We start from the raw sequence: 14,880 nt of genomic DNA on the forward strand, positions 1-14,880 counted from the left end.
ATGCCTGAACGCCGTACAGTCGCCCTTGTCACGCTCGGATGCGCCCGCAACGAGGTGGACTCCGAGGAACTCGCCGGGCGACTGGAGGCCGACGGCTGGCAGCTCGTCGACGACGCCTCCGAAGCCGACGTCGCCGTCGTCAACACCTGCGGGTTCGTCGAGGCTGCCAAGAAGGACTCCGTGGACGCCCTGCTGGAGGCCAACGACCTCAAAAACCACGGTCGTACCCAGGCCGTCGTCGCGGTCGGCTGCATGGCCGAGCGATACGGCAAGGAGCTCGCCGACGCGCTGCCCGAGGCGGACGGCGTGCTGGGCTTCGACGACTACGCCGACATCTCCGACCGCCTGCAGACCATCCTCTCCGGCGGCCACCACGCCCCCCACATCCCGCGCGACCGCCGCAAGCTGCTCCCGCTGACCCCGGTCGAGCGCCAGGCGGCCGCCGCGGAGGTCGCGCTGCCGGGCCACGGCGCCCCCGAGGACCTCCCGGAGGGCGTCGCCCCCGCCTCCGGCCCGCGCACGCTGCGCAAGCGGCTGGACGACAGCCCGGTGGCCTCGATCAAGCTGGCCTCCGGCTGCGACCGCCGCTGCTCGTTCTGCGCCATCCCCGCCTTCCGCGGCTCCTTCATCTCCCGCCGCCCCTCCGACGTGCTGAACGAGGCCGCCTGGCTGGCCGGGCAGGGGGTGCGCGAGGTGGTACTGGTCAGCGAGAACAACACCTCGTACGGCAAGGACCTGGGCGACATCCGCCTGCTGGAGACGCTGCTGACCGAGATCGCCGCCATCGAGGGCATCGAGCGGGTCCGGGTCAGCTACCTGCAGCCCGCCGAGATGCGGCCCGGCCTGATCGACGCGATGACCTCGACCTCCGGCGTCGTCCCGTACTTCGACCTTTCCTTCCAGCACTCCGCCCCGGCGGTGCTGCGCCGGATGCGCCGCTTCGGGAACACCGACCAGTTCCTGGAGCTGCTGAAGACCATCAGGGACAAGGCCCCGCAGGCCGGCGCCCGCTCCAACTTCATCGTCGGCTTCCCCGGTGAGACCGAGGAGGACTTCGCCGAGCTGGAACGCTTCATCACGCACGCCGGGCTGGACGCGATCGGCGTCTTCGGCTACTCCGACGAGGACGGCACCGAGGCGGCGACCTACGACGGCAAGCTGCCCGAGGACGTGATCGCCGAGCGGCTGGCCAAGCTGTCCCGGCTCGCCGAGGAGATGACCGCGCAGCGCGCCGAGCAGCGGATCGGCACCGAGGTCACGGTGCTGGTCGAGTCGGTCGAGGACGGCGTGGTCGAGGGCCGGGCGGCCCACCAGGCTCCCGAGACGGACGGCCTGACCACCCTGCTGGGCGCCGAGCACGCCAAGGTCGGCGAGTTCCACCGCGCCGTCGTGGTTGGCACCGAGGGCGTCGACCTCGTCGCGGAGCTGATTCCGGCCAACACGGCCAGTGCGGACAGCGCGGACAACGCCGGGGCCGAGGCATGACCCAGGGGCCGGGCGCCCCAGCAGCGCCGCACCCGGGCCGCCCGGGGGCGGCGCTGCCGCCGCAGCCGGGCCTCTGGAACATCGCCAACGTCCTGACGATGGTCCGGCTGCTGCTGGTGCCGGTGTTCGTGGCGCTGCTCTTCGCGGCCGGCGGCCATGATCCCAAGTGGCGCTCGGTCGCCTGGGCCTCGTTCGCCATCGCGATGATCACCGACCTGTTCGACGGGGAACTGGCCCGCCGCAAGGGCCTGGTGACCGACTTCGGGAAGATCGCCGACCCGATCGCCGACAAGGCGATCATGGGCTCCGCGCTGGTCGGCCTCTCCGTCCTCGGCGACCTCGCCTGGTGGATCACCGTGGTCATCCTGGCCCGCGAGCTCGGCATCACCCTGCTGCGCTTCTGGGTGATCCGCTACGGCGTCATCCCGGCCAGCCGGGGCGGCAAGCTGAAGACCCTCACCCAGGGCATCGCGGTCGGCATGTACGTGCTGGTGCTCACCGGCTGGCTGGCCACCGGGCGGGCCGTGCTGATGGGCCTCGCCGTGGCGCTCACCGTCGGTACCGGGCTGGACTACATCGGACAGGCGATCCGGCTGCGCCGTGCCGGCATGGCCAAGGAGCGGGCCGAGCAGTGAACGACACCACCCCGGCGGACCGCGCGGCGGCACCGGACCACGGACTGGCCGAGCAGGTGCATGCCGCACTGCGCGGGCGCGGTGCCACACTGGCCGTCGCGGAGTCGCTGACCGGTGGCCTGCTGGCGGCGGCCCTGGTGGACGTCCCCGGCGCCTCCAGGACCTTCCGCGGCTCGGTCACCGCTTACGCCACCGACCTGAAGGCGTCCGTGCTCGGGGTGGACGAGGGCCTGCTGGCCGTCCACGGCCCGGTGCACCCCGTGGTGGCCCGGCAGATGGCCGACGGCGTCCGCAGACTGCTGGGCGCCACCTACGGACTGGCCACCACCGGAGTGGCCGGACCCGAGCCGCAGGACGGCCGGGAGGTCGGTACGGTACACGTGGCGCTGGCCGGGCCGGAGGGAACCTTCGTCGTCTCGCCCCGGCTGTCGGGAGCACGTGACAGAATCCGTGCCACTGCGGTGACCGCCGCGCTGGAGTTGCTCAGCGACCACATAGCGGCCGAATCCCCGTCGCGCTGAGATTGCCGGCAGTTTTCCTGAACCGGTACTGAACTGGCTGTCAGGGCTGGAGGATCGTGTTACACCAGATGGCCTGGTTGGGCAGAAACCAGGTAGCCGGGAAGTCGCGTGGCCTCGGCTGCGGGTCCAGAGCGGGCGCGTGGACGGTCCGGCCGGGGAACAAACAGGGGAGGGGACAGCCTTGCAGCCCACAGTGAACACGACCAGGGTCCCCGCACGCGATGCGGACAAGGCGGTACGGTGGGGGCGTGACATCTCGATCCGCAGTCCGAGGAGGGAGGCACCGATGATCCTGCTCCGTCGCCTACTGGGCGATGTGCTGCGTCGGCAGCGCCAGCGCCAGGGCCGCACACTCCGCGAGGTGTCGGCGGCCGCCAGGGTTTCGCTCGGGTACCTCTCCGAGGTCGAGCGGGGGCAGAAGGAGGCGTCCTCCGAACTGCTCTCCGCCATCTGCGACGCGCTTGATGTCCGGATGTCCGAGGTCATGCGCGAGGTCAGCGACGAGCTGTCGCTCGCCGAACTTGCGGCAATGGCCACCCTCTCGGATGGTGAACTGCTGAGGCCGGTACTCGAACCGGTTCCGCTGCCCGCTCCCGGCGTCGACCGGATGAGCGGTATCTCGCCCAAGGCTGCGGCCGTGGACGTGGTGGCGGCCTGACCGGACCTCGCCCTCCCCGCGTCAAGCGGGGGACGAGTGAAGGAGGCCGGCGATGCGGATGGTCCGGGCGGCCTGTGCCGCCGCACGACGATTCGTTCCCGCCCCTGGGCGAATAGAACTCGACCGGTGTTGGGGCCTGGCCGTGCCATCGACCGCGGCGGGCTTGGCAGTCCTGTCGGCCCACGGGCTGCCGAGCGGTGATGCGGTGCTCGGGGCACTGGCGCTGGGCGGGTGGGGCATCGGACTCGTACCGGTGCACAGCAACCGCCGTCCGCTGACCGGGTCACAACACCGTACGGGTGAACCGCCCGAGGCGGAACCGGCGCCGCCGTTCGACGGCTAGCGCGTCCGGTTCCCAGGGGAAGCCAGGACCGCTCAGGACCGCAGACGCAGGCCGCGCGGGGTGGGGTGGAAGCCGGTCTGCTCCAGGAGGCGGCCCAGGTCGGAGGTGAGCGCCGGCTCGCCGTTGGCACGCTCGATGGTGACGCTGCCGCCCAGGGCGCCCTGCCGGACCGCATCGGCCAGCGCCTCGACCGCCGCCGGCAGCGGCTGCCAGGCCAGCAGGGACTTCCCGCCGCGCTCGACGTACAGCACCAGCTCGCCGTCTATCAGCACCACCAGGGCACCCGCCTTGCGGCCGGGGCGGTGTGCGGCGGCGGTCGCCTTGCCACCCGACGGGGTCGGCGGCTCCGGCCAGGGCAGTGCGGCGCCGTAGGCGTTGGCCGGATCGGCCGCCGCCAGCACCAGGACCTGGGGCGGCTCGACTCCGGTGCCGCTGCCCGGCCACCCGGTGGCGGCGGCCCGCTCCAGCCGGCCGTTGACCGAGCGCAGCCGGTCGGCCGCGCCGTCCATGGCGAACTGGGCGCCGCCGAGGCCCTCCACGAAGTAGCCCCGCCGGGCCCGGCCGCGCTCCTCGAAGGCGGCGAGCACCCGGTACACCCCCGCGAAGCCGCCCGGAACGCGCTCGGCGGCGACCGTGCCCCGGGTGAGCACACCGTGCCGGTCGAGCAGGCTCTGGGCCTGTGCGGCGGCCCGGACCGTAGCGTCCTCGGTGAACACGGGCAGCAGCGACCAGCGCCCGGCCGCCGTCGGCGGGCCGGAGCGCAGTGCGCTCGTCGGGCGGCCGAAGCCGCGCCCGGCCCCGCCGTAGCGGCCGCGTGGGGTGGCGCGGGGCGTGCGGTGCGCGGTGGCGCCGGCGGTGCGGCCGGAGCCGAGCAGGGCCCGCAACGGGGCCAGGGTGTCGTTGGTGACGTACCCGGCCCAGACCAAGTCCCAGAGGGCTTCGGTGAGTTCCGCGGCGGGTGTGTCCGGCACCCGGTCGGCGAGCTGGCGGAAGAACAGGCCGTATCCGCCGGCCAGGGCGTCCAGCAGGGCGGTGTGCACGGGTGTCAGCGCGGGCGGCACCGGCTCGGGGCGGAGCAGGTGGGCGGACTCTGGCAGATGCAGGCTGATCCAGCCGTCCTTGCCGGCCAGCGCGCCCGCGCCGGACCAGCCGACCTCACCGGCCGCCATCAGCTCGTCCAGCATTCCCGGGGTGTAGCCGGACAGCCGGGCCGGCAGGATCAGCTTCTCCACGGCGGAGGCGGGCAGCGCGGAGCCCTGGAGCTGTTCGACCACGCGCAGCAGGCCGTCGAGACCGCGCAGCCGGTGGCCGGCCAGGTGCTGCCACTGGGGCAGGAAGGCGGCCAGCGTGCGCGGCGGGACCGGCTCGACCTCCTGGCGCAGCGCGGCCAGCGAGCGGCGGCGCAGCCTGCGCAGCACCTCGCTGTCGCACCACTCGGCGGTGGCGGTGTGGCCCTCACGGGGGGCGGCGTGAAGCGCCTCCCAGGACGGGTGGTGGGGGGCGACGGGCGGGCGGAACTCGCCCTGGACCAGGCGGCCGGCGGCAGTGAGCCGGTGCAGGGCGCCGGTGACCACGGCCGCGCCCAGGCCGAACCGTGAGGCAGCCTCAGCCGCCGTGAACGGCCCATGGGTACGGGCGTACCGCGCGAGCAGATCGCCCAGCGGGTCCTTCACCGGCTCGGTGAAGGCCTCCGGAACGCCGACCGGCAGCGGGGTGCCGAGGGCGTCGCGGAGCCGTCCGGCGTCCTCGACCGCCGCCCAGCGCGGTTCGCCGCCGATCCGGACCCGGATGGCGCGGCGGGCGGCCTCCAGCTCCAGTGCCCAGATCGGCTCGGCGCCGCGTGCCGTCAACTCGGCCTCACTGAGCGGGCCGAGCAGGCGGAGCGCGTCGGCGACGCCCTCCATGTCCTTGATCCGCCGGTCGGGGGTGAGGCGTTGGAGCTCGGCCTCCAACTCGGCGAGCACGTCCGGGTCCAGCAGTTCACGGAGCTCGGCCTGGCCGAGCAGCTCGGACAGCAGCCGGGAGTCCAGCGAGAGGGCGGCGGCGCGGCGCTCGGCGAGCGGGGAGTCGCCCTCGTACAGGAACTGGGCGACGTAGCCGAAGAGCAGGGAGCGGGCGAAGGGGGAGGGTTCAGGGGTGGTGACCTCCACCAGGCGTACGGCGCGCGACTCCAGATCGCGCATCAACTCGACCAGACCCGGGACGTCGAACACGTCCTGGAGACATTCGCGGACGGCCTCCAGCACGATCGGGAAGGAGCCGTACTCGGCAGCCACCTCAAGGAGTTGGGAGGCGCGCTGTCGCTGCTGCCACAGGGGCGTGCGCTTGCCGGGGCTGCGCCGGGGGAGCAGTAGCGCGCGCCCGGCGCACTCGCGGAAGCGCGAGGCGAACAGTGCGGAGCCGCCGACCTGGTCGGTGACCAGCTGTTCGATCTCCTCGGCCTCGAAGAGCGCGGCGTCGGCGCCGACCGGAGCCTCGTCCGAAACGGGCCCCTCGGACGGGAAGTCGAGCAGGTCGGCGTCCGGCAGGCGGAGCACGATGCCGTCGTCGGCGTGCATCACCTGCGGGTCCAGGCCGTGCTTCTCGCGCAGGCGGGCACCGAGGGCCAGCGCCCAGGGAGCGTGCACCTGAGCGCCGAAGGGGGAGTGGATGACGATCCGCCAGTCGCCGAGCTCGTCGCGGAATCGCTCGACCACGATGGTGCGGTCGTCCGGCAGGTGGCCGCAGGCGGCGCGCTGCTCGGCAAGGTAGGTGAGCAGATTGCCGGCCGCCCAGTCGTCGAGACCGGCCGCCTTGAGGCGGGTGGTGGCCTCCTCGGGTGTCAGCGAGCCCAGCTCGCGGACGAACGCGCCTACCGCGCGGCCGAGTTCGAGCGGACGACCGAGGGCGTCGCCCTTCCAGAACGGGAGCCGCCCGGGGATGCCGGGGGCCGGAGTGACCAGCACCTTGTCGTGGGTGATCTCCTCGATCCGCCAGGAGGTGGTGCCCAGGGTGAAGACATCGCCGACCCGGGATTCGTACACCATCTCCTCGTCCAGCTCGCCCACCCGTCGCCCGCCGCCACCCTTCTTCGGGTCGGTGCCGGCGATGAAGACGCCGAACAGGCCGCGGTCGGGGATGGTGCCGCCGGAGGTGACGGCGAGGCGCTGGGCACCGGGTCGGCCGGTGACCGTGCCGGCGACCCGGTCCCACACCAGACGGGGCCGCAACTCGGCGAAGGCGTCGGAGGGATAGCGGCCGGCGAGCATGTCCAGCACGCCGTCGAAGGCGGACTGCGGCAGGGTGGCGAAGGGCGCGGCCCGGCGGACCAGGGCGAGCAACTCGTCCACGTCCCAGGTGTCCAGGGCGGTGATGGCGACCAACTGCTGCGCCAGCACGTCCAGTGGGTTGCGCGGGATGCGCAGCGCCTCGATCCGCCCGGCGCGCATCCGCTCCGTCACCACCGCCGACTGCACCAAGTCGCCCCGGTACTTGGGGAAGACCACGCCGGTGGAGACGGCCCCGACCTGGTGGCCCGCCCGGCCGACCCGCTGCAGGCCGGAGGCGACCGAAGGCGGTGACTCGACCTGGACCACCAGCTCCACCGCGCCCATGTCGATGCCCAGCTCCAGGCTGGAGGTGGCCACCACCGCCGGCAGTCGACCGGCCTTCAGCTCCTCCTCGACCAGGGCGCGCTGCTCCTTGGAGACCGAGCCGTGGTGCGCCCTGGCCAGTACCGGGGGCGCGCCCTTGGCGACACCGGACTCGCCCATCAGCTGCGCCGGGGCGTGCGATTCGGTTGGCGCCCCGGCGCGGCCCCGCGAATCGGACTCGGTGCCGGCGGCGCGCTCGACGGCGATCTCGTTCAGCCGGTTGCAGAGCCGCTCGGCGAGGCGGCGCGAGTTGGCGAAGACGATGGTCGAGCGGTGGGCCTGGACCAGGTCGACGATCCGCTCCTCGACATGCGGCCAGATCGAGCTCTGCCGGGCCGGGTCGCCGTCCGCGCCGGCGGGCAGCTCGTCCAGATCGGCGACCGGAACGACCACCGAGAGGTCGAACCGCTTGGCGGCGGGCGGCTGGACGATCGCGGCGCCGCGCTGCGGGCTGAGGAACCTGGCCACCTCCTCGACCGGCCTGACGGTGGCGGAGAGGCCGATCCGGCGGGCCGGGCGCTCCAGCAGTTCGTCCAGCCGCTCCAGGCTGAGGGCGAGGTGGGCGCCGCGCTTGGTGCCGGCGACGGCGTGCACCTCGTCCAGGATCACGGTGTCGATGCCGCGCAGCGCCTCCCGGGAAGCGGAGGTGAGCAGCAGGAACAGCGACTCCGGGGTGGTGATCAGGATGTCCGGCGGATGGCTCGCGAACCGGCGGCGGTCGGCGGCGGGGGTGTCGCCGGAGCGGATGGCCACCTGGACCTCCGGCTCCGGCAGGCCCAGCCGGACCGCGGCCTGGTGCAGCCCCGTGAGCGGCGCGCGGAGGTTGCGCTCGACGTCCACCGCGAGGGCCTTGAGCGGCGAGATGTAGAGGACCCGGCAGCGGCGCTTGGGGTCGGCGGGCGGCGGGGCGCTGCTGAGCCGGTCGAGCGCGGAGAGGAAGGCCGCCAGCGTCTTCCCGGAACCGGTGGGGGCGACCACCAGGACGTCCGTCTCCCGCCGGATGGCCGCCCAGGCCTCGGACTGGGCGGTGGTGGGTGCGGTGAAGGCACCCGTGAACCAGGCCCTGGTCGCGGGGGCGAACCCCGCGAGCGGGTCGGGAGCCGAGTCCTCTCCGGTGCGTCGCGCCATGCCCCAATGGTGCAGCCCGGCACTGACAACCGGAGCGGCCCCGCCGGTGCGGGCCGCCGGAGCCGCGGTACGGGCCGTCGGCGGTGCTGCCGGGGGCGGAGCCGGGCGACCGTCTGACCTAGTCCAACGGGTCAATTGGGATAAACCGCTCATATTGTGATGATTCAGTCCGGTGATCGCTGGAGCCGAGGAGCGGAGGCGGCGCGATGGAACGGGTCGGTCCGGCCTGTGGCAAGCCCGCGAAGCGCTCCGGCGGCCCGGCACGCGTCCTGCTGGCCATGCTGCTGACCGCCCTGCTGCTCGGCGCCGTCCCCTACATCTCCGGGCCCGGCCGCTCCTACCTCAGCTACCTGGTGCTCGCCGACCGGCAGGACGCCGGGGGAGCCACCCGGGCCGCCGGGCTCACCCGGGCGGCGGGCGGGCAGGTGGTCCAGGAGTACCCGCAGATCGGCGTGGTGCTCGCGTACGCCGACGACGGGTTCGCCGGACGGCTCCGCGGGCAGCCCGGGGTGGCGGCGGTCGGGGCGACCAGGACGGAGGCGGTGCCCGGTCCGCCGGGCTCGTTGGCCGGCATCGGCGACTTCCAGCGCGGCGACGCACTGGGCCCGGGGGCGCGGGCGACCGGGCAGCTCCGCGGCGGGCCGGCCGCGCGGTTCCCCGAGCCAGGGGACGGTTGCCGTGACCGGGCCGGGTGCGACGGCCTCACGCCGGGACCCGCGTCCGACGGCACCATGGGGTCCGCCGAGGCCGCCGTGCCCGACCCGCGGGAGGCCGCCGAGTGGAACCTCGCCATGATCGGTGCGGTCGAGGGCCCCGAGAGCGCCACCACCCTGCTGCGCGGCCCGGCCCTCGACCGCGGCTCGGACCGGCCGCTGCCCTCCGCCCAGCAACTGCGCCGGGTGCTGGTGGCGGTGCTGGACTCGGGGGTCGACGACACCCACCCGGACCTGCGCAGCGCCGTGGACCCGCAGGCGTCGGCCTCCTGCGCCGACGGCCGCCCCGATCCCCGGTACGGCGCCTGGCGCCCGGACGAGGGCGTGACCGAGAGCGGCCACGGCACCCACGTCGCCGGGATCATCGGTGCGGCCCGGGACGGCAAGGGCGTCACCGGGGTCGCCCCGGGCGTCAGGATCGCCGCCGTCCGGCTGCTCGGGCCGCTCGGCCAGTACTACACCGAGAACATCGTCTGCGGCCTGCTCTGGGCGGCCGACCACGGGGCCAAAGCGATCAACGACAGCTACTTCGCCGACCCCTGGAAGTACAACTGCCCCGAGGACCCGGACCAGGCCGCGCTGATCACCGCGGTCGGCCGGGCCGTCGCGTACGCCCAGCGGCAGGGCGCCGTGGTGGTGGCATCCGCCGGCAACGACGGGCAGGACCTCGGCGCCGCCCGGGCCGACCAGCGCAGCCCGAACGACCGGACCTCCGGACCCGCGGAGGACCGGCGCCTGGGCACCGAGTGCATCCGCCTCCCCGGCGAGCTGCCCGGTGTGGTGGCGGTCGGCGCGGTGGACCGCAGCGGGATGCCGACCGGGTACTCCAACTACGGCCACGGCCGGATCACCCTGGCCGCACCGGGCGGCGATCCGGACGGCGGGGCGCTCGGCGGGATCGTCTCGGACTGGCCCGGCGGCCGGTACGCCGCGCTCGCCGGCACCTCGATGGCCGCCGCCCATGTGACCGGCGCGATCGCGGTGGCGGCCGCCGAGCACCCCGACTTCGGACCGGACCGGACCGTCGCGCTGCTCATCCTGGCGGCCGCGGCCAACTGCCCGCTCGGACAGGGCCGTTGCGCGGAGCGCGACTACTACGGCGCCGGGGTGCTCGCCCTGCCCAGGGGGTGAGGGCCGCAGCCGGCCCGGCGGCCGCGGCGGCGGACCGGGGAAAGGGCGTGCGGCCGGGTGGACGGTTCGGGCAGCATTGGCGGATGCACGTTCATCTGGAGACCGAGCGCCTGATCCTGCGCCGCTTCACCCCCGAGGACGTCGACCTCCTGATGGAACTCGACTCCGACCCGGAGGTGATGCGCTACCTGTCCGGAGGCCGGGCCACGCCCCGGGAGGAGGTCGAGGAGCGGATCCTGCCGCTGTACTTCTCCTACTACCGGCGCTTCCCGGCGCTCGGTTACTGGGCGGCGCTGGAGCGGGCCGGTGGCGGGTTCCTGGGCTGGTTCGAGTTCCGGCCGCCGGATCCGGACCGTCCGGACGAGGTCGAACTCGGCTACCGGCTGCGGCGCCCGGCCTGGGGCCGCGGCTACGCCACCGAAGGCGCGCGGGCGCTGATCCGCAAGGGATTCGGCGAACCCGGCGTGGAGCGGGTCTTCGCCCAGACCATGACGGTCAACCGGGGCTCCCGCCGAGTGATGGAGAAGGCCGGGCTGCGCTACGTGCGCACCTTCTTCGCCGACTGGCCCGAGGCGATCGACGGCTCCGAACACGGCGAGGTCGAGTACGCGCTGGAGCGGGCCGAGTGGCACCGGCTCCAGCCGGGTCCGCGCTGACGGAGGGGATACTGGGGCCATGAGGCTGACCGAGTTCTGGCGACGGATGTACGAGCACTTCGGCGAGGCGTACGCCGAGTCCTTCGCGAGCGACCACGTGATGAGCGAACTCGGCGGACGGACGGTCCGGCAGGCGCTGGAGGCCGGCTGGGAGGCCAAGGACGTCTGGCGGGTGGTCTGCGACAGCCAGGGGGTCTCGGCGCTGCTGCGCTGAGGCCACGGGCCGTCCGGTGCGGCGGAGTCCCGGCGCACCGGGGCGCAGGCCGGCCAGCACCGGCCGGCCATGGGTGAGACTGGGCTGGTGGTTAGTAGCGCAGAGCCCCAGAAGACCGACCGGACCGTCTCGGACCAAGACTCTCCGCCCGCCCGCCGCACCGCCCTGCGGGGTGAGGCGATGCCTCGTTGGCTACCCAGGGCGATGATGCTGGCGCTGCTCCTGGTGGGCGCGTTCAAGCTCGCCGACTGGGCGTTCCACCAGCTCATCGACCTCTTCGTGATGCTGCTGGTGGCCTTCTTCCTGTCACTGGCGATCGAACCGGCGGTGGACCGGATGGCCGCCCGCGGGGTGCGGCGCGGCCTCGGTACGTTCCTGGTCTTCATCGCCCTGGCGATCGCGGTCGCGGGCTTCCTCACCTCGCTCGGCACGCTGCTGGTGGACCAGGTGGCGAGGATCGCCGGCGATCTGCCCCACCTGGTCGACAACCTGATCGGCTGGATCAACCGGACGTTCCACCAGGACCTGTCGCCCGGGCAGCTCCAGCAGCGGGTGCTCCGGGACTCCGGGAGCATCGAGAAGTACGCCCAGCAGGCCGCCGACAATGTGTGGGGCCTGTCCAGCACACTGGTCGGCGGGCTGTTCCAGGCGTTCACGGTGGGCCTGTTCACCTTCTACCTGACCGCGGACGGGCCCCGGGTGCGGCGGACCGTCTGCTCGCTGCTGCCGCCCGCGAAGCAGGCGGAGGTGCTCCGGGCCTGGGAGATCGCGCTGGCCAAGACCGGCGGCTACCTCTACTCCCGGGCGCTGCTGGCGGTGGCCTCGGCCGTCGCGCACTGGGTCGTGTTCGCGCTGCTCGGACTCCCGTACGCGGGGGCGCTGGCGATCTGGGTCGGGGTGATGTCGCAGTTCGTCCCGACCATCGGCACCTACCTGGCCGGGGCGCTGCCGGTGATCGTCGCGCTCACCGTGAAGCCGGTGGACGCGCTCTGGGTGCTGACCTTCGTGATCGTCTACCAGCAGATCGAGAACTATCTGCTGCACCCGCGGATCACCGCGAAGACGGTGGACGTGCACCCGGCGGTGGCCTTCGGCTCGGTGATCGCCGGGGCGGCGCTGCTCGGCGCGGTCGGCGCGCTGATCGCGATCCCGGCGGCCGCCACCCTGCAGGGCTTCGTCGGGACGTACGTCCGCAGGTACGAGGTCGCCACCGACCCGCGGATCGACCGCGGCGAGGAGCGTAGGCGGCTGGCCAGGGAGCGTACGAGGGAGACCGCGAGCCGGTTGCGACGCCTGGTCGGTTCCGATGGACCGGAGGATTCCGCAGGTCAGAGTGGTGACGGCGAGGGAAGCTAGGCAGTTCGTTCTATTCGAACGCCTGTTCCCTATACTGTTCAGTGGCGAGTTATCCACAGGCTGAGCCCGATTCGGGTCGATTGTCGGTGGGACGCGCTAGCGTCGAGGACGATGAAGCGCACAGCACAGAACCCGAGGGTGGAAGCCATGGCAGGTACGGACCGCGAGAAGGCTCTTGAGACCGCACTCGCCCAGATTGAGCGGCAGTTCGGCAAGGGCTCGGTGATGCGCCTGGGCGAGAAGGCCAACGAGCCGGTCGACGTGATCCCCACCGGGTCCACGGCCCTCGACATCGCGCTCGGCGTCGGCGGTATCCCGCGCGGCCGGGTCATCGAGATCTACGGCCCCGAGTCCTCCGGTAAGACCACGCTCACCCTGCACCTGGCGGCCAACGCCCAGCGCGCGGGCGGCACGGTCGCGTTCGTGGACGCGGAGCACGCACTCGACCCGGAGTACGCCAAGAAGCTCGGCGTGGACACCGACGCCCTGCTGGTCAGCCAGCCGGACACCGGTGAGCAGGCCCTGGAGATCACCGACATGCTGATCCGCTCCGGCGCGATCGACCTGGTGATCATCGACTCCGTCGCGGCACTGGTGCCGCGCGCGGAGATCGAGGGCGAGATGGGCGACTCGCACGTCGGTCTGCAGGCCCGGCTGATGAGCCAGGCTCTGCGCAAGATCGCCGGCGCGCTGAACCAGTCGAACACCACCGCGATCTTCATCAACCAGCTGCGCGAGAAGATCGGTGTGATGTTCGGCTCCCCGGAGACCACGACCGGTGGCCGGGCGCTGAAGTTCTACGCCTCGGTCCGACTGGACATCCGCCGGATCGAGACCCTGAAGGACGGCACCGAGGCGGTCGGTAACCGTACCCGGGTCAAGGTCGTCAAGAACAAGGTGGCGGCCCCCTTCAAGCAGGCCGAGTTCGACATCCTCTACGGCATCGGCATCAGCCGCGAGGGCGGCCTGATCGACATGGGCGTCGAGCACGGCTTCATCCGCAAGTCGGGCGCCTGGTACACCTACGAGGGCGACCAGCTCGGGCAGGGCAAGGAGAACGCCCGCAACTTCCTGCGGGACAACCCGCAGCTGGCCGACGAGATCGAGAAGAAGATCAAGACGAAGCTGGGCATCGGTGTGAAGGGCGGCGCCGAGGACGACACCGCCCCGGCCGCCGAGGCCGATGGCGCCGCCAAGCCGATCACCGCCACGGCCACCAAGACCGCGGCGGCGAAGAAGGCGGCGGCCAAGGCCTGAGTCGGTCGAGGCACGAGTGAGGTACGAGGACGAGTGGTCGCCGGGGGCCGCCCCCGGCTCCGGTGACCACGGCCCACCGGACTGGTGGACGGGAAGCGCGGAGGAGGAGACTCCGGACGACTTCGCGGAGCTCGGGGTGGTCCGCGCTTCCGAGCTGCCCTCCGGGCGGCGGCGGCGGAGGACGGCCGTGGCCGCTGAGCAGCCGGCGGTCATCGACGAGCCCGCCTCCGAGGAGCCGGTCGGAGAGCGGCGGCGCAGCCCCCTGGGAGAGGGGCGGCGCGGTCGCGGGGAGGGGCACCCGGAGCGGTCCGGCCGGCCGGAGCGCTCGGGCGGGGCGGCTCGCGCGAAGAGGGCGGAGCGGTCGGCGCGCGAGGAAGCGGTCGACCCGGAGGCCAGGGCACGGGACATCTGTCTGCGCCTGCTCACCGGCGCGGCCAAGACCCGTAAGCAGTTGGCCGAGGCACTCCGCAGGCGGGAGATCCCGGACGAGGTCGCGGAGGAGGTGCTCTCGCGCTTCGAGGAGGTCGGGCTGATCGACGACGCCGCCTTCGCCGAGGCGTGGGTGGAGTCGCGGCACACCGTTCGGGGCCTGTCCCGGCGGGCGTTGGCGCAGGAGCTCCGGACCAAGGGGGTGGCCGGTGACCTGGTCGAACAGGCGGTCGCCCAACTGGGCGAGGACGACGAGACGGAGGCTGCCCGGGCGCTGGTCGACCGGAAGCTGCGGTCGACCCGGGGGCTGGAGCGGGACACCCGGATCCGCCGCCTGGTCGGCATGCTCGCCCGGCGCGGCTATTCGGAAGGCCTGGCCTTCCGAGTGGTGCGGGACGCGCTGGACGCGGAGGGCGACTCCGCGGGGGCTTGGTAGTGCCGACCGGGGGATCACGGCTGGTCGGGCTGCCCTCGGAGCGCGGGGGGATCGCGGAACGGAAGGGCGGGCCGGGTACTCCGGCGGGCAGGGGCGCCGCCCCACCAGGGGCCGTCGTGCAACCTGCTCCCGGAGCCCGGAGCCCGGAGCCCGGAGCCCGGAGCCCGGAGCCCGGAGCCCGGAGCCCGGAGCCCGGAGCCCGGAGCCCTGCCAGCCGTCGGTGTCTTCCGAACCGCGCCGTTCCCGCTGCCCGAAGAGTTGACCCACAGTCCGAACGGCTTCACCC

Annotated in this window: 11 protein-coding genes; 10 read left to right on the plus strand and 1 reads right to left on the minus strand. The window is 73.3% G+C overall.

The genetic code is table 11. The annotated features are described in order from the left end of the window. The 4 genes from rimO to ABD369_RS23695 all read left to right on the plus strand — a co-directional run bounded on the left by rimO (position 1) and on the right by ABD369_RS23695 (position 3,299). Complete coding sequence (gene rimO, locus ABD369_RS23680; RefSeq protein ID WP_344638527.1) at positions 1-1,485, plus strand: 30S ribosomal protein S12 methylthiotransferase RimO; 1,485 nt, start codon at positions 1-3, stop codon at positions 1,483-1,485. Beyond that, the gene (gene pgsA / locus ABD369_RS23685; RefSeq protein WP_344638528.1) at positions 1,482-2,120 is read left to right on the plus strand and encodes a CDP-diacylglycerol--glycerol-3-phosphate 3-phosphatidyltransferase; all 639 of its coding nucleotides are present in this window, start codon (positions 1,482-1,484) and stop codon (positions 2,118-2,120) included. The genes rimO and pgsA overlap by 4 nt, the downstream gene beginning before the upstream one ends. After that, positions 2,117-2,641, plus strand: coding sequence for a CinA family protein (locus ABD369_RS23690; protein ID WP_425557747.1), 525 nt, complete (start codon positions 2,117-2,119; stop codon positions 2,639-2,641). The genes pgsA and ABD369_RS23690 overlap by 4 nt, the downstream gene beginning before the upstream one ends. Positions 2,642-2,927: 286 nt before the next feature. After that, positions 2,928-3,299, plus strand: a complete 372-nt coding sequence (locus ABD369_RS23695; protein ID WP_344638529.1) for a helix-turn-helix domain-containing protein — start codon at positions 2,928-2,930, stop codon at positions 3,297-3,299. Positions 3,300-3,674: 375 nt separating this feature from the next. Here the strand turns inward: ABD369_RS23695 and ABD369_RS23700 are convergent, their stop codons facing one another. Further along, positions 3,675-8,402 (minus strand): ATP-dependent helicase, encoded by a 4,728-nt coding sequence (locus tag ABD369_RS23700; protein WP_344638530.1) that lies wholly within the window; start codon positions 8,400-8,402, stop codon positions 3,675-3,677. A 206-nt stretch (positions 8,403-8,608) separates the two neighbouring features. Here ABD369_RS23700 and ABD369_RS23705 point away from each other — a divergent pair, with 206 nt between their 5' ends. The 6 genes from ABD369_RS23705 (at position 8,609) to recX (ending at position 14,594) form a co-directional block, all read left to right on the plus strand. After that, positions 8,609-10,246, plus strand: coding sequence for a S8 family peptidase (locus ABD369_RS23705; protein WP_344638531.1), 1,638 nt, complete (start codon positions 8,609-8,611; stop codon positions 10,244-10,246). An 83-nt stretch (positions 10,247-10,329) separates the two neighbouring features. After that, positions 10,330-10,902 (plus strand): GNAT family N-acetyltransferase, encoded by a 573-nt coding sequence (locus tag ABD369_RS23710; protein ID WP_344638532.1) that lies wholly within the window; start codon positions 10,330-10,332, stop codon positions 10,900-10,902. Between the two features lie 19 nt (positions 10,903-10,921). After that, on the plus strand, positions 10,922-11,116 hold the full coding sequence (locus ABD369_RS23715) for a DUF3046 domain-containing protein (RefSeq protein WP_344638533.1): 195 nt from the start codon (positions 10,922-10,924) through the stop codon (positions 11,114-11,116). 180 nt (positions 11,117-11,296) lie between these two features. Then, positions 11,297-12,472, plus strand: coding sequence for an AI-2E family transporter (locus ABD369_RS23720; protein ID WP_425557748.1), 1,176 nt, complete (start codon positions 11,297-11,299; stop codon positions 12,470-12,472). 147 nt (positions 12,473-12,619) lie between these two features. Then, positions 12,620-13,729: a recombinase RecA gene (gene recA / locus ABD369_RS23725; RefSeq protein ID WP_344638535.1), complete on the plus strand. Its 1,110-nt coding sequence runs from the start codon at positions 12,620-12,622 to the stop codon at positions 13,727-13,729. Between the two features lie 16 nt (positions 13,730-13,745). Beyond that, positions 13,746-14,594 (plus strand): recombination regulator RecX, encoded by an 849-nt coding sequence (recX, locus tag ABD369_RS23730; RefSeq protein WP_344638536.1) that lies wholly within the window; start codon positions 13,746-13,748, stop codon positions 14,592-14,594. Positions 14,595-14,880: the final 286 nt, after the last annotated feature.

The sequence above is a fragment of the Kitasatospora cystarginea genome (genome assembly GCF_039533515.1).
Lineage (GTDB): Bacteria > Actinomycetota > Actinomycetes > Streptomycetales > Streptomycetaceae > Kitasatospora > Kitasatospora cystarginea.